The sequence below is a fragment of the Bacillus sp. ISL-46 genome (genome assembly GCF_018613205.1).
Window position 1 is genome coordinate 179,517 of record NZ_JAGGQR010000009.1, and the last position, 14,981, is coordinate 194,497.

Below are 14,981 nucleotides of genomic sequence, written 5' to 3' on the forward strand. Positions count from 1 at the left end.
AATAAAGCACAAAGTGGAACAGTTCATCATCAGAATTCACTACATATTAATATTTCGCAGTATAAGGAGGGTATTTTCGTGAGGCGTTTTTTAAAGGCAACAGGTTCGGTTTTGTTGGCCAGTATGGTCATTGTTGGCTGTCAAACGAATAATAAGCAGAACAATGCAAATAACAAGGAAGAAACCAAGGAATCCAAACAGGCAAATCAGGTAAAGGAGACAGGATTCCCAAATTGGGGTTATGACCTTCAACATACCCGACATGTGCCCTATAAAGAGATTACAAAAGATAATGTAAAAAAATTGGGGATTGTCTGGCAGCAGGATATCTTAGAATGGAATCAGGATGTTCCTAATTTACAAGAGGATTTCCCTGTCGTGCAAAACGGGGTCATGTATGTGACTAGTGCAAAAAATCATGTATTTGCAATCGATGCCGCAAGCGGAAAGAAACTTTGGGCATGGACACCTCCAAAGAAGGTACTTGACCATCTTGATAGTTTGCCATGGCAATCCAATGTGGCAAGTAGGGGTGTCGCTGTGGCCAATGGAAAGGTATATGTCTTGATGATAGACAATCGGCTGGCCAAACTTGATGCGAAAACTGGAAAACTGGAAAAAATGGTCAACTTTTGGGATCATGTTCCCTCCATTAAATTAGAAAACCGATACTATGAATCTTCGGCTCCCATGTATTATGATGGCAACATTTACGTTGGAAGCAGCGGCGGTGATAATGGCACACGGGGCTTCGTTATGGCATTTAAAGCAGATAGCCTTGAACCACTCTGGAAAGAACCGTTTTGGACCATTCCTGAAAGAGGAAAGGGCTGGGTGAAGGGTAAATATACGGGCGGAGGCTCCGTATGGACACCGATGTCGTTCGATCCAGATACCGATATGATGTATTTTGCAGTAGGGAATCCAGCCCCTGACTTTTACGATGAAGATCGAAAAGGGAAAAATCCATATACGGATTCCATCGTTGCTTTGGACAGTAATACGGGGAAATTTAAGTGGGCCTCCTCCGAGGTTGATCACGATGTATGGGATTATGACGCTGCCGCGACACCGATGGTTCTCAATACCAAGGTCGGCGGGAAAAAACAGAAGATTGTGGTGGAAGGCGGAAAGAATGGGAAATGGTATGCATGGGATGCCAAAACCGGAAAAACCATTTATGATGGTGTACCATTTGTCAAAATTCAACATTCAACACCACCAAGCGATCAGAGTAAAGTGAAACTTCAATGGCCGGGTACGCCAGGTGGAGAAAGCTATGCCCCAGAGACGTATGATCCCGATACCAACTATGTGCTGATTCCAGGTATTAATAACCCGAATTTAATGTTAGCAGCAAAAGATCGAAAAGAGATTGCAAAAGATAACAATACCTTCCCTGGTACGAAGATACTTCCTTTACCAGAAGATGTTGATCCTACTGGTAACATTACAGCTATTGACGTGAATACAGGTAAAAAAGTTTATCAAATCAAAACCGACGACCCGATGTATGGAGGATTCACAAGTACTGCTTCCGGTCTTGCCTTTTACGGGGAATTGGACGGAACGGTGAATGCTCTCGATATTAAAAAAGGAAAAGTATTATGGAGCATGAAAAGTGGAGGAAAACAAATTAAAATGGCCCCTTCCATTTATATGGTTGACGGCAAACAATATATTGGGGTGATTACTGGTGGAACGAGGGTTGTGGTTTATGGACTCGGCGGTAAGGAAAAGATCGCTTCCCCTAATAAAAATGCTAAATTACAAGGGCAAGCCGACGTCGTTATCGACCCGGAAAAGGTTTACAAAAAAAGTTGTGTTTCTTGTCACGGAGATAATCTTCAGGGCGCAACTGCTCCAAATCTTCAACACATAGGTAAATCTATGTCCAAAGAAGACATCTTGAATCAAATCTTAAACGGCGGCGACCGCATGCCGGGAGGCTTAGCTAAAGGTGCAGAAGCTGAAGCACTAGCGGAATGGCTGTCCAAAAAGAAATAATATGTATTGTGAGGAAGCAGTTTTCCACAACAGAAGCCCTTTTTCTCGAAGCAGTCCGAGTCCGATCTCTTCATTCGGACTCAGATTGTTTCATTATAAAAAATTAAACTATATAAAGTGGCGAAACCTATAAACGTAAAATAAGGATGGTGGTAAAATGAGGAACCTATCGATATATACCGTGCGATTCAGTGGTGTCGCCTTATTAATTTGCTTGCTCATTGGCTTTGTCTCCCCTGCTTTGACCAGTGCCGAATCCCTAAATCAGGGCTTAGGTTCAGCTGAAGATAACGGAATCAAGCTAACACTCAATGGCTATTCCATCGTAAACCATGGTCATACCATTAGGCTGAATTATACAATACATTCCAATTCGAATATTCAAGTAGATCCGTATGCCAAAAGCCTTATGGCAAGTCCGCATATTTGGATTGAACACACGTTAGTTCGTGAAAATTCCGATACGTTTAAAAAAGTAGGTAACAACTTATATAAAGGAACGATAGAAGCACAACTACATCAATACAGACCTGAAAATCCTCATATGACATTTAAAACTCATGGGATATTGAATCAAAAGGGCCAATGGATCATTCGATTTATCCTTAATAATGCTGATTACTAGAATATGTGTGTTGAAACCCTAAAAGCATCCCGTATATAAAATCTTGAGGGGGGGGAGCCGGTCCGAATCTCCAGCATGTCGGTTCATCCATGTCTGAACAGGATATAGTAAATCAATTCATTAACAGAGGCGGACGTATGCCTGGTGGTCTTGTTAATAATGATAAAGCGAAAGCATTAGCAAAATGGCTGGCTCAAAAGAAGTAACATTTCCTAGTCCAATAGACAACCTTTTAATGAAAGTAATCTAAATATAAAAAACCTGAGTCCAACAACATTTGGACTCAGGTTTTTTTAAAAAGAAAGTATAAAGTTTTCGACTTTGAGAATTGTCCAGCTCCAGCGCCTAGCCCCTCGAGGTCGCTTCATACCTGCCGTTGAAGTCAAAGAACGACTTCACCGTCAGGTCCTCCAGCGCTTGTCGGGGCTGAACAAGGCGCTTGCGCTTTTCTTAGCGTATGCCTCCATAATTCTTGTCCCTATTTGCTATATATTGCAAAACTTCGTAACAATTTAGGACAACTTCAAGTCGAAGTTCTAGTTATTTTGAGGTTTCCACCGACATAAGATAAATTTGAAAGGGATAATTAATCACTCCACGAAAGATGATCATAATTGTTAGTGTCATGAAAGGGGGCAGACAACATGTGGGTGAAGCCTGAGTACAAAGTGATCAATACATCTTGTGAGGTGACGATGTATTCCTACGTCGGTAAGTAGCACAGACACTACTTGCCTCTTGTGCATGCTTTAAACGGTTTACCAAATCCACGAAGGATGTGCAAATGAGAATGAACCGTTACTTAAAATCATTGAAAGGCGCGATTATTGGGTGTGCAGCTGCTGGAGGATGGTTGGTCGTTGATCTCCTAACCCCTGAACCGATTGGAGACTATCTGCTTTATCCCCTCATGGCTCTGACCAATATTGCAATTGGGTGGCAGGTTGGAAAATTCTTTGGAAAACGGCGGGATAATGGTAACAACGATGTTCAAATCTCCGGTGAAAGGACTGAAGCCAAATTCGAATTAGAGTCTTAGGAACAGCGGCAGGAGGGGGATTCCCACAGTGGAATTGCGCTTGTCCAAACTGTCATGATGTTCGGAAAGGAAACAAGGCACTAAGGCCATTGTTACAATCCTCTCTTGCGATAAGTGCCAATGAAAAGGATTGGTACCTCATCAATGCGGGCCCGGATGTTCCTAAACAGATTGAATCATTTGCCTCGCTGCATCCGGGTCCTGGAATAAGAGAAACACCTCTAGCCGGAGTAATTTTAACCGATGCCGAGCTCGACCATACGATTGGGTTATTATCACTGCGGGAGGGCTCTTGTTTAACTATCTATGGAACCGAAATTGTAAAAAAGTGTATGCAATCATCTTTTCCGGTGTTACCGATGCTAAAAAACTATTGCTCATGGGAATGGCAGCCTCTTAGCCCTGATTTCAGGCAGCGGGTAGGACATTTAGGTGAAGAGGCAATAATCGTAGAGACGGTCCCAGTTTCAAGAAAACCGCCGCTTTATACACAAGCGAACAAGGAGGATGATTCCCCAGAGGATTTTTGGGAGGTCGGGCTGGTTCTTCATAATGAAAGTTCCGGCAGATGTCTAGCTTACTTTCCTACATTAGAAAGTATTTCTCAAGCTATAGAAGCCTGCTTGAAGAAAGCTGATATTTTGATGGTCGACGGAACATTTTGGTCGGAAGATGAATTGGTCGAAATGGGGGCAACGGAACGAAGCGCAAGAAGTATGGGACATTTACCAATTAGTGGCCAATCAGGGATCGCGGAAAAATTAGCATTATACCCAGCTGAGCGAAAAATCCTGATCCACATTAATAACAGCAACCCTATTCTAAGGAAGGGCTCTATAGAAAGGGATACATTGGAACGACTTGGTTTTGAGATTGCCTATGACGGTATGGAAGTGGAGGTGTGATCATGCTGGAACAAGGTGGGGCAGTAAGCCAAGAAAAGATACTGTATATAAAAGGTGAAAGGCTTTGGACGAAGGAAGAATTCACAAAGCGATTAAAGGAAGTCGGGCATTCTTTCTATCATGATAAACATCCTTTTCATACGGCGATGCACCAGGGGAAATTAAGCCGAGAACAAATCCGCGGCTGGGTGGCCAACCGATACTACTATCAGAAATCGGTTCCGATTAAAGATGCAGCCATCTTGTCGAACCTTCCGTCAAGGGAGCTTCGGCGTGAATGGATTGGGCGAATCATTGACCATGACGGTACACAGGGGGAAGATGGAGGGATTGAAGCCTGGCTGCAATTGGGAGAAGCTGTGGGCTTGTCCCGGGAAGAAATAGTACGGGAAGACAGAGTCGCGCCGGGCGTTCGTTTTTCCGTAGATGCCTATGTTCACTTCGCGCGGACAAAACCGTGGATTGAAGCTGTTGCCTCCTCGTTAACCGAATTGTTTTCACCCGATCTAATTTCAAAGCGGATTAAGGTACTTGAGCGGCTGTATCCGTGGATAGACAGTGCAGGCATGGACTATTTTCAAAATCGCTTGACGCAAGCACCGCGTGACTCGGATACTGCCCTTAAGCTTGTTTTGACCTATTGTCAAACGCCGGAAGACCAACGGCGGGCTGTCGAAGCTTTACGATTCAAGTGTGATGTGTTATGGGTGCAGCTTGATGCCATTGAAAAAGCTTTTCCCCCTAAAGAGTGATTGATAGTTTTGGCTTTAGCCAGGAGAATAAAATGATTGGTGGTGGAGCCAATTTTAGCTAGCAGCGTTCCAAACCTTGCAGTAAAAGCGCGACTAAAATTTGATAAGGTAAGAGAGAAGCATCTCCTATTGTTACCGGAAAAGGTTTTGGTCTTAAACGAAACCGCCGCATCTATCCTTACTCTATGTGATGGGAGCCGAACGGTTCACACCATCACCGAAAAGATAAGGACTTCACTGCAGGCAGGCACAGAAGCAATGAGTACAGGTTCGTTGCCCGATTTGAAAATGATGGAGGCAGACATTTCTGAGTTTCTTCGGGAGATGGAGGATCAAGGATGGGTGGTGATCCATAAGCATGACACAGTTGATAACAATGAGCAATAATGGGGTTGAACCCCCATACTCGCTGCTTGCAGAGTTAACTCATCGCTGTCCTTTACATTGTCCATATTGTTCAAATCCGATAGAAATGGCTTCGAAGGCAATGGAACTTTCAACCGAGGACTGGTACCGTGTCTTGTCGGAGGCTGCCGATTTGGGAGTGGTGGAAGTTCACTTTTCCGGTGGGGAACCACTCATACGCGACGACTTGGAGGCCCTGATTCGCCACGCAAATTCATTAGAAATGTACACCAATCTCATTACAAGTGGCATAGGATTAACAACCGAAAAGGCAGCCCGGATCAAAGAGGCTGGTATAGAAAATGTGCAGGTGAGCTTCCAGGCCGGGGAAGCGAAGCTTTCCGACCTCATCGGCGGGTATAAAGCCTTTGAGAAGAAACGGGAAGCTGCCAATGCGGTAAAAAAGGCCGAATTGCATTTGTCATTAAATGTCGTGTTACACCGGATGAATCTTGATTATTTAAATGAGATCATTCAACTCGCTGAGGAAATGGGAGCTGAACGTCTGGAGCTGGCGAACACGCAGTATTATAATTGGGCTTTGCTTAATCAGGAGCGGCTGCTGCCAAGCAGGGATCAGATTGAGCGTGCCCGTGAAATCTATGAATCTGCTAAAACTCGGCTTGAGAAAAAAATGGAAATCATTTGGGTCATTCCTGATTATTACGCATCGGCACCTAAGCATTGTATGGGGGGATGGGGCGCAATCGGTCTTACGGTAGCACCTAACGGGGCTGTCCTTCCTTGCCCCACAGCTGGGATAATTGAAGGATTATTTTTTGAAAATGTCCGAGAGGCGTCTTTAAGGCATATTTGGTATGAATCGGAGTCCTTTAGCCGTTTCCGCGGTGATGCATGGATGCCCGAACCTTGTCTTTCCTGTGAACTAAGACACCAGGACGGTGGTGGCTGCCGTTGTCAGGCTTTTGCATTAACTGGGGATGCATATGCGACGGATCCAGTCTGCCAATGGGCGCCAAAACATCATCTGATTGAAAAGGCTATACAAGAGGCCAATAGCAACCCCATGATACAATCATCACCAATGATCTATCGAAGGCATATTACAGAAAAACCTGTATCAAAAAGGCGGAAAAAAAATAAGCAATGAAAATTTGGTGCTATAGGGGGACCCATACATAACCTTTGGCACCTTTTTTATCGATTCTTTTCAAATAACCCATTTGAAAAGAATCGATGTCGCGAGACTAATCCAAATGAGAAGGATGATAATCGCTGCAGTCCAATTTTTTTGCAGCCTTTTAGGGGCTTGGCTTGCTGTCACCCGACATTCTTGCAATACATGATATGATTCGGTATTAGAGTGAATGCTCCTAAAATCCCCAAGGGAAGCAGAATTACTTCGTCCAAATAACCTAATACGGGAATCACATCTGGGATAAAATCTATTGGGTTTAATGCATAGGCAACTATTAATAGTGAAAATGCTTTAGCATACCATGGTGTTTTCGGATGACGGTATGCCAGATACAGGATATAGATTTTTTGTTTTAGATTTTGTATAATTCCTTCCATTTGTTTGGTTGCTTAACCATGTCGTTTCCTTCCCTCTCTAATAAACTATCCTCGTTTTTAATCAATCTCCTTTCGCATTATTTTGCTTCCAACACCACCATTTTAAACATCTTATGCTGTATCCGCTATTTGTGTTTTCTAAAGACATTATGCACACACATTGTGATGTTTCCTTTATAGGTAAACCGTAATGGCTGTGCATAAATGACAGGATGATTTGGAACTCTTTTAAGTAGAGTAACAATAACCCACGGTTTATCGATATCACCCCATATTTATTAAAATTGCATGTAAGAAAAATAGAAAAGAAGTGATAAAGTTGAAGTTTGTGTTTGGTAAGAAAGATGATATAGGAGCTGGACAAATTCATCCGGCGGCTAGAAAACTAATGCTGGTCAATGCCATACGAAGTATTGGACAAGGCATGCTGGTTGTTGATTTGTCTCTATACCTCGCTGCACTGGGTTGGAGCACGGCGGCGATTGGAAGTGTGCTTGCTGCCGGAGGTTTGCTCGGTGTAGGACTAGCCCCACTCATAGGTATTTATAGCGATCGATTGGGGAGAAAACCCTTTATCCTTTTTTCTGAACTATTAACAGCCGGATGTGCGTTGACTGGGATATTATCTACAGATACTATTTTGTTATTTATTGCAATCACACTTTCAGGTTTTGGGAAAGCGGACGCAGGTTCTCCCAGTCTGTGTGCCCCGGCGGAGCAGGCTTGGCTGGCGGCCTTTATCCCAAAAATAGAGCGTGGAAAGGTATACAGTCTGAATAATGCTCTTAGCTTTTTCGGAATGGCGGTTGGTGCCGTGCTGGCAGGGATCACGGCCTTATGGAATCATAACCTTCCGGGAGTCTCTTCCTATCGTCCTATATTCTTCTTTATCTTCGTTTTATCGCTTTTTACCGCGTCAATCATTTTAACCATTCGGGAAGGAAAAATTGATAAACAACCAAGATATATAAAAGAGGAGTCAGGGAATCAGGAAAAGAGAATCCTGCGCGAAGAAAATTCTGCGGTCTTAAAGCTGGCTGCGATTAACATCCTTAACGGGATTGCCATTGGGCTTACGGGACCGATGATGTCTTATTGGTTTTCGGCTAAATTCGGGGTAAGCAGTATCCAGATTGGAGGCACATTGGCTGCCACGTTTTTTGCGACAGGTGTTACCTCGGTTTTACAAGCAAGATTATCACACAAACACGGGACAATATGGTCCATTGTGCTGGTTCGTTTCATTGCAAGCCTGCTTTTGATTTTGATGCCCTTACTATCGTCCTATGCACTTGTTTCTGTCTTGTATATCATTCGGACGGCTTTAAACAGAGGTACACAAGGGGCACAGCAAGCGTTGAGTGTGAGTTTGACTCGTGACATGCGCCGTGGTTTCGCATCAAGCATCAATATCTTTTCAATAAGGCTACCCATATCGATTGGACCGTATTTCACCGGCTATCTTTTTGGATTGGGTTCACTGGCCCTGCCTTTTTACATAGCTTCCGGTTTACAATTTAGTTTTGCTTATTTATATGGAAAAGTCTTCAGCACCTACGAAATTCGAATGAAATCCCATGCTTCATCGGGGTGATGTTAGGGTTTTAGGATTGAGGAATTTTAAGCTATACATTTTCAACAAAAAGGAGCCAGGTTCAATTGCACTTTTTATTCCACAAACGGGTCATTTAATGGAGTAAGTCTTTTAAGTTTTTAGACCTCATAATAAAAAAGCTGATGAGTTTGCATTTATAACTCATCAGCTTACATTTTAAAATCTATCTAATGTTATATCTATGTTTATGCTTGAAGCAGCCTTATTGCCGTCGGCTGCAGCAATCATCAAAGAAGAGGGTCCTGCCTTTTCAGTTTCGCCTGCAATATATATCCCATTTGCTGTTGTTCGCCCAGCACCGTCTGTGATAATTCCTCCGTTTTCATCAACTTGACAATTTAATTGTTCAGCAAATTTATTTGGGCGATAAAAACTTGGAACTACGAAGCCACCACTTCTTAGAATTTTTTCACCTGATTCTAATTCAATACTTTCTAAGTTGCCATTATCTCCATGTAAGTTTTTAATAACTTCTGTATAAACCTTAATCTTTTTACTTTCAAAATCATTACGCACTTTATTGGATAGTTGATGACCATTAGTAAAAACGATTAAATCCTTCGACCAATTAAAAACCAATTTAGTCATATGAATAATGTGTTCATTATTTTCTGCAATTATAGCTAACGGCTTGTCTCTCAGCTCCCAACCATCACAATATGGACAGCTGAATAAACTTTTACCATAATATTGTCTAATCTGTGATAAGGGAAATTCTTCTTGTATACCGGTAGCTAGAAGTATTTTTTCTGTTATATAAGATGTATTGTTCGATGTATTGGCTAAAAATAAATCCTTTTGAACATCTTTATATACCTTAATAACTGTCTCATTCAAAATGGCAACAGAAGGATAAGATTCTAATTCTTTAATGGCTATATTTTTAAATTCTTGTGGTTTAATTCCATCTCTTGTTAAAAACCCATGTGACTCTTGCGTTACACGATTTCGATTTGTTCCATTATCAAATATGGCAATCTTTCTACGCGCTCTCCCTAAAGTTAAGGTTGCACTTAATCCGGCAGGTCCTGCACCAATTACAATACAATCATATTTATTCATAAAATTATTTTCCTCCTTGTATAACATACATTATAGAGTTTTAATATCTACAATTTAGATAAAAGAAATCATTATTTATATAGATTTCTCATTCATTTTGTTAGCCAGGTCAACTATACGTGTTTGATTCAATTCATTTAAAAGCTTTTCCTCGGCTGATTCGATCGCTTTCTGAATTAAGCAATCAGGATTATGGCTGAGACAATACTCAAAAATAGGCGTCAAACCTTCAATAGCTTTTATAACATCGAGTAATGAAAGTTCTTCCCAACCCGGTTTTAATTTATAACCACCATTTGCACCTGAGACAGATTCAATCATACCCGACTTTACTAACTTTGTTAGTATTTTAGATAAATATGTCGTTGAAACTTCTTGGCGTTCAGCTAATTTTGCCACACCAATATGCTCATAGGGTGGATTAACTGCTAATAATAGCATTGTGTGAAGAGCATAGTTCGTAGCTTTTGTTAACTTCATATTGTTACTCCTATTGTGGATTTAATATATCTATAATATCTACTTGAGTTTTTAATGTCAAATACTAAGTTTATTCAACAAACGGGCGCTTTTCCTATGTAAAGAAAAGGGTCCTTTTCTTGTATAAAAAAGTTTCTTTAGGTTTGAAAAAAATATCTAAGCTTGCGATTATTGAATATCTCGAGTATAAAATCAACGCTCCTTGAACATAATAGAATCTAGATTAATGGATTTATACAGTAGGAGAGTGAAAGAATTATGTTATTATCCGAAGCGTGGAAAAAATATCAACAAGATAAAAGAATAGAAGGATATTCATCCCTTACATTAAAAACATATTGTTTTCAATATAATCTTTTATTACGGTTCTTCGGTGATATGGATATGAGTGAATTGACTACTGAGAAACTAAAAGAATATCTAGTACAGGAAGGAAATCACTTGAAGCCATCTAGTTTAGGGCATAGGGTTCGTTGCATTAAGTCAATATTCAAATGGACACATGAAGAAGGATATATTCCAAAGAATCCTGCTGTTAAATTAAAAGAGCCAAAATTGGGTAAAAGAATTCCAAAATTCCTTTCAGACCTGGAGATTGAACATCTTAGAGAAGCATGTCATACAACAATGGAGAATGCACTATTTGAGTTTATGTATTCAACTGGTTGCCGTATTGGAGAAGTTGTAAAATTAAATCGCGATGATATTAATTTTTGGTCGAATACAGTCATTGTACACGGAAAGGGTGATAAAGAAAGAGAAGTATACTTTAATACCCGTTGCTCCATTTGGTTAAAAAGGTATTTAGATGAACGAGATGATGAAGAGCCTTGTTTATTTATTACGGAACGAAGGCCAAAAAGGCGGATGAGTATTGATAACTTACGATATATTATCAAACGAATATCGAACCGTGCCGGCATAAAAAAGAGTATACATCCACATCAGTTACGCCACAGCTATGCTACACATATGATGAACAACGGTGCACCACTTGAAGTGATCCAAAGCCTGCTTGGCCATGAGAAGAGTGAAACCACCAAAATATATGCACAACTGAGTGGAAAGTTGAGACAAGATTTTTACAGTAAATATTTTAGGCTAAATAAATTAACTTCAATATATAACAAGACACCCATGTATGAATGCGTGTCTTTTTGTTATTGGGCCATTATATTCAGTATTCGTTTCTAAACATTGATATGGTGCATCTTTTATCATTGTTTACATGTAACAGTAGATAAGCGTTTAAAAGCTTGACTTGGAGCCTCAGTGGGCATGATTGGTCTTGAAAGGCTGAAGCCGTTGTTTCATCAGGCATGCAAGCCTATCGTCAGTAATAGGTAAGCGTTTGATGTAATCTCCGGCTTTTCCCCAGCTCCACACGGAACGTGCAAGTTTCCCTGCTTCCGCGCTCCATCTAACGATATGTACTAGATTATAAGTTCCATGTTACTCATTGAATTGGTTCATGAGATTGATTCCATTCCGCATTTTAAACCGTTTACCAAAGCCCGATTTTAAGGATTAATCGTATATTACATTTTTTCCTTGTTCACTTAACTTTTTTAAAGATGTAAGCATATGATTTATTTCTTCGTCGGAATGTCTTTCCCATGAACTTAATTCGGCTATTATTTTCAAAGGAGATTTAGACCTATAAGAACGTGTTGGGTTTCCAGGAAATCTTTTGTCAGTTAAGTTCGGATCATTTTCAAAATCACCTAATGGTTCTACAATATAAATTCTTTCTTTTGATTTAGATCTTGCTAATTCAGCACCCCATTTAGCAGCATTCAATGTTGCAGTAAAATATATATAGTTAGATTTTTTATCTTGGTAATTTGATAAGTATTGTGGTTCTAATAAATCCCCAATTTTTAGTTCTGCTTTAGTACCATGAAAAAAAGGACCATTATCTAAGACATCTTTTTTGTCATTCATACTGATACACCCCTCATATTTTTAGATTTATATATAACTATAGTATGTTAATTTTAGAAAGAGTAGTCTACAAGTAATTTGTAAATAATGGTATAATGTAAGTAGAAAGAATAATACCGAACGATAATTACCTATTATTTAGGTTTAAATTAGCAATCAACATTTTTGGTTGCTGGGGGTTTTGTGGACTGACATGTGGTTTTGTATTTTAAAAGTGATATTAAGCAATCGGGCGCTTTTCTTGAACAAGGATCAGCGCTTATTTTCATTTTAGGGCCATTATCTTGAATAAGAGAAGGAATTATTAGAAAGTGAATCGAAGTTCTAAATTAATCAATTAACGGTGCAGGTTAATAAGGAAAAAAGGTTAACATTACCAATTGACTGTGATAATATATATCTAATTTTATTGTAAGAGGTGAGTTTAGTTGAGTAGAGTTGAGCAGAGTACAAAATTAGATTTAGAACGAATTATATTTATTGGAAGAACCTTTGAAGAGTATTTGGATTTGTTTTCACTTTCAAAGGAAGAACTAGAAGGAAAGAAAATACTCGATTGTCCAGCAGGAGCTTGTTCGTTTACTGCTGTTAGTAATAAATCAGGTTTAGATGTTACAGCTTGTGATATTGCGTATTATCATTCGATTGAAGACCTTAAAAATAAAGGTCTCCAGGATATTGAACACGCAATGGAGCATATGCAAAAAGCACAAGGAAATTATATATGGGATTATTTTAAAGATATAGAAGGCCTTAAAAAACATCGTTTAAGTGCCTTAAAAGATTGTGCCAAAGATATGAGGGAATCGAGTGAAAGATATGTTCCCGTCACTTTACCTTCTTTGCCGTTTGAGGATGCAGAATTTGATATTCTTCTTTCTGCACATTTTCTATTTATGTATGCTGACCGATTAGATTACCAATTTCATATAAAAACGCTAAATGAGTTTTTGAGGGTTACTAAAGAGGAAATTCGTATTTTCCCTTTAGTTGATTTGGAAGGAAAACGATATGAACATTTAGATAAATTAATAAGCTATCTCGTTGGCAATGGATGTAGAGTCGAAGAAGTTAAAGTGCCATATGAATTTCAGGTAAATGCTAATTCGATGTTAAAAATAAAAAAAGGGTAGTAAAGAAGTAATCTGGCACCCGTGTCAAGGACACATGAAAAAAAGAGTTATGAAGCTAAAAGATGATTCCTATATTGAATAGGGGTCATCTTTTCTAAATTCCATTGATATCGATAATTGTTATAGTAAACCATGTAATGATTTATTTTCGCCTTTAGTTCATCTAATGTTTTACAAGACTGATAGTCTATCTCATCCTTTAAATGCCCAAAAAAAGACTCCATCGGGGCATTATCCCAACAGTTACCTCGCCTAGACATAGACTGACCTAGTTCATATTTTTTTAACAGTTTTTGATATCTTGGGCTTGTATAATGGCTGCCTTGATCTGAATGGATTAAAGAATCAGAATGTAAACTAATTTTCTTGTTATTCATTAATTTATGGATGGTTTTGGTTGCGATATCTAATGTGATTCGGTCTGAAACATGATAAGCTAATATCTCATTGGAGGAGGCATCTTTTACGGTTGACAAATAGGCCATATCCTTTCCGTTATATGGCAAATATGTAATATCGGTTAATAATACCTTTCCTGGGATTCCTTGCTTAAATTCTCTGTTTAACTTGTTTGGAACGACCTGATGTTCCTTCGTTGCCTTTGCTATTTTTTTATAAGGGTTTGCCTTCCTATGGGGGCAAACAATCTCATACTTGTTCATGATTCTTTGAATCTTTTTTCTGCTAAAATTATGTTCATATTCATGTATCAGTATCATTTTGATGGAACGTGAACCTTTCTTATATCCCCGTCGGTTAAACGCCTTTAATATAATTTCTTTCAACTTTAAGTCCTCTAGTTCCCTCTCTAGTCGGCTATCGGCTGCTTTTAGGTAGCTGTAATATCCAGAACGAGAGACCTCTAAAAGTTCACAAAAATACTTTGTCATATGCTTAAAATGATTTTGTTCTATGGTTTCATAAATCAACTGAAATATTTTACTTGTTTCTAAGTTTTGACCGGCGTTTAGCAACCTCCTTTCTGTCGTTTCTAGCTTTTTTAAAAGCTCTACCTGACCTTCCAGCAACTTAATTCTTGCTTCCTGCCTTTCTATAATTTCTGCTTGAGAAAGATCTCGATTCAAAGTCCTACCGGAAGCTGTCTTTCGACCATCTGAAAGCCCAATTAAACCATCTTTTTCATATGCTTTTTTCCACCTATATGCAGACCTTTCAATCCTCCTTTTACCTATAATGTCTATGTCAAAGCCATTCTCCTCAAAAATCTGCCTTGGGAGTTTACCTGCCAGATATTCATCCATAAATTTATTTTTAAAATCATCCGAATATGTAATAGCTAAACTACTTACGCGCTGCACATTTTGATTTTTTAGAAGTATTTTTATTTCTTTATCTGAAAATGTTATTTTGCTCATAGCGGTCCCCTAATCCCCATATCTTTAAGATTCAAGTATATAAAAAAATACCTATAGATAAAACACTCTTTTTTAAGTGTCCTATCTATAGGTACCATATTA

The 14,981-nt window shown here is 39.4% G+C and carries 15 protein-coding genes; 10 read left to right on the plus strand and 5 right to left on the minus strand.

Going from position 1 to position 14,981, the window contains the following annotated elements; all coding sequences use genetic code 11:
* Positions 1-78: 78 nt before the first annotated feature.
* From J7E67_RS04155 to pqqE, 7 genes are all read left to right on the plus strand, one after another.
* Positions 79-2,007, plus strand: coding sequence for an outer membrane protein assembly factor BamB family protein (locus J7E67_RS04155; RefSeq protein WP_214711514.1), 1,929 nt, complete (start codon positions 79-81; stop codon positions 2,005-2,007).
* A 157-nt stretch (positions 2,008-2,164) separates the two neighbouring features.
* Complete coding sequence (locus J7E67_RS04160) at positions 2,165-2,632, plus strand: hypothetical protein (protein ID WP_214731054.1); 468 nt, start codon at positions 2,165-2,167, stop codon at positions 2,630-2,632.
* A gap of 784 nt (positions 2,633-3,416) precedes the next feature.
* On the plus strand, positions 3,417-3,671 hold the full coding sequence (locus J7E67_RS04165; RefSeq protein WP_214711509.1) for a hypothetical protein: 255 nt from the start codon (positions 3,417-3,419) through the stop codon (positions 3,669-3,671).
* Positions 3,659-4,576 (plus strand): pyrroloquinoline quinone biosynthesis protein PqqB, encoded by a 918-nt coding sequence (gene pqqB, locus J7E67_RS04170; RefSeq protein ID WP_308161346.1) that lies wholly within the window; start codon positions 3,659-3,661, stop codon positions 4,574-4,576. Before J7E67_RS04165 ends, pqqB begins: the two co-directional genes overlap by 13 nt.
* A gap of 2 nt (positions 4,577-4,578) precedes the next feature.
* On the plus strand, positions 4,579-5,328 hold the full coding sequence (gene pqqC / locus J7E67_RS04175; RefSeq protein ID WP_214711506.1) for a pyrroloquinoline-quinone synthase PqqC: 750 nt from the start codon (positions 4,579-4,581) through the stop codon (positions 5,326-5,328).
* A gap of 39 nt (positions 5,329-5,367) precedes the next feature.
* The gene (pqqD, locus tag J7E67_RS04180; RefSeq protein WP_308160329.1) at positions 5,368-5,715 is read left to right on the plus strand and encodes a pyrroloquinoline quinone biosynthesis peptide chaperone PqqD; all 348 of its coding nucleotides are present in this window, start codon (positions 5,368-5,370) and stop codon (positions 5,713-5,715) included.
* A complete protein-coding gene (pqqE, locus tag J7E67_RS04185) occupies positions 5,687-6,844 on the plus strand; it encodes a pyrroloquinoline quinone biosynthesis protein PqqE (RefSeq protein WP_251026555.1) in 1,158 nt (385 codons plus the stop codon). Before pqqD ends, pqqE begins: the two co-directional genes overlap by 29 nt.
* Positions 6,845-7,014: 170 nt before the next feature.
* Here pqqE and J7E67_RS04190 read toward each other — a convergent pair whose 3' ends face one another.
* Positions 7,015-7,269 carry a YkvA family protein gene (locus J7E67_RS04190; RefSeq protein WP_251026556.1) on the minus strand — a complete coding sequence of 85 codons (255 nt, stop codon included), beginning with the start codon at positions 7,267-7,269 and terminating at the stop codon, positions 7,015-7,017.
* A gap of 328 nt (positions 7,270-7,597) precedes the next feature.
* On the opposite strand from J7E67_RS04190, the gene J7E67_RS04195 reads away from it, so the two are divergent.
* Positions 7,598-8,863, plus strand: a complete 1,266-nt coding sequence (locus J7E67_RS04195; RefSeq protein WP_308160328.1) for an MFS transporter — start codon at positions 7,598-7,600, stop codon at positions 8,861-8,863.
* A gap of 177 nt (positions 8,864-9,040) precedes the next feature.
* Here the strand turns inward: J7E67_RS04195 and J7E67_RS04200 are convergent, their stop codons facing one another.
* Positions 9,041-9,946, minus strand: coding sequence for an NAD(P)/FAD-dependent oxidoreductase (locus J7E67_RS04200; protein ID WP_214711501.1), 906 nt, complete (start codon positions 9,944-9,946; stop codon positions 9,041-9,043).
* 75 nt (positions 9,947-10,021) lie between these two features.
* Positions 10,022-10,426 (minus strand): Rrf2 family transcriptional regulator, encoded by a 405-nt coding sequence (locus J7E67_RS04205; RefSeq protein WP_214711499.1) that lies wholly within the window; start codon positions 10,424-10,426, stop codon positions 10,022-10,024.
* A 258-nt stretch (positions 10,427-10,684) separates the two neighbouring features.
* Here J7E67_RS04205 and xerA point away from each other — a divergent pair, with 258 nt between their 5' ends.
* A complete protein-coding gene (gene xerA / locus J7E67_RS04210) occupies positions 10,685-11,620 on the plus strand; it encodes a site-specific tyrosine recombinase/integron integrase (protein ID WP_214711497.1) in 936 nt (311 codons plus the stop codon).
* A 333-nt stretch (positions 11,621-11,953) separates the two neighbouring features.
* Here xerA and arr read toward each other — a convergent pair whose 3' ends face one another.
* On the minus strand, positions 11,954-12,370 hold the full coding sequence (arr, locus tag J7E67_RS04215) for an NAD(+)--rifampin ADP-ribosyltransferase (RefSeq protein ID WP_214711496.1): 417 nt from the start codon (positions 12,368-12,370) through the stop codon (positions 11,954-11,956).
* A 428-nt stretch (positions 12,371-12,798) separates the two neighbouring features.
* Here arr and J7E67_RS04220 point away from each other — a divergent pair, with 428 nt between their 5' ends.
* The gene (locus J7E67_RS04220; RefSeq protein ID WP_214711494.1) at positions 12,799-13,503 is read left to right on the plus strand and encodes a class I SAM-dependent methyltransferase; all 705 of its coding nucleotides are present in this window, start codon (positions 12,799-12,801) and stop codon (positions 13,501-13,503) included.
* A 47-nt stretch (positions 13,504-13,550) separates the two neighbouring features.
* Here J7E67_RS04220 and J7E67_RS04225 read toward each other — a convergent pair whose 3' ends face one another.
* Positions 13,551-14,879 carry an IS3 family transposase gene (locus tag J7E67_RS04225; protein ID WP_214731055.1) on the minus strand — a complete coding sequence of 443 codons (1,329 nt, stop codon included), beginning with the start codon at positions 14,877-14,879 and terminating at the stop codon, positions 13,551-13,553.
* Positions 14,880-14,981 lie beyond the last annotated feature (102 nt).

Excerpts from the sequence above, each read along its gene's own strand:
- arr (WP_214711496.1), bottom strand. The coding sequence starts at position 12,370 with ATGAATGACAAAAAAGATGTCTTAGATAATGGTCCTTTTTTTCATGGT.
- J7E67_RS04200 (WP_214711501.1), bottom strand. The coding sequence starts at position 9,946 with ATGAATAAATATGATTGTATTGTAATTGGTGCAGGACCTGCCGGATTA.
- pqqE (WP_251026555.1), top strand. The coding sequence starts at position 5,687 with ATGACACAGTTGATAACAATGAGCAATAATGGGGTTGAACCCCCATAC.
- J7E67_RS04225 (WP_214731055.1), bottom strand. The coding sequence starts at position 14,879 with ATGAGCAAAATAACATTTTCAGATAAAGAAATAAAAATACTTCTAAAA.
- xerA (WP_214711497.1), top strand. The coding sequence starts at position 10,685 with ATGTTATTATCCGAAGCGTGGAAAAAATATCAACAAGATAAAAGAATA.
- J7E67_RS04165 (WP_214711509.1), top strand. The coding sequence starts at position 3,417 with ATGAGAATGAACCGTTACTTAAAATCATTGAAAGGCGCGATTATTGGG.
- pqqC (WP_214711506.1), top strand. The coding sequence starts at position 4,579 with ATGCTGGAACAAGGTGGGGCAGTAAGCCAAGAAAAGATACTGTATATA.
- J7E67_RS04190 (WP_251026556.1), bottom strand. The coding sequence starts at position 7,269 with ATGGAAGGAATTATACAAAATCTAAAACAAAAAATCTATATCCTGTAT.
- J7E67_RS04160 (WP_214731054.1), top strand. The coding sequence starts at position 2,165 with ATGAGGAACCTATCGATATATACCGTGCGATTCAGTGGTGTCGCCTTA.
- J7E67_RS04205 (WP_214711499.1), bottom strand. The coding sequence starts at position 10,426 with ATGAAGTTAACAAAAGCTACGAACTATGCTCTTCACACAATGCTATTA.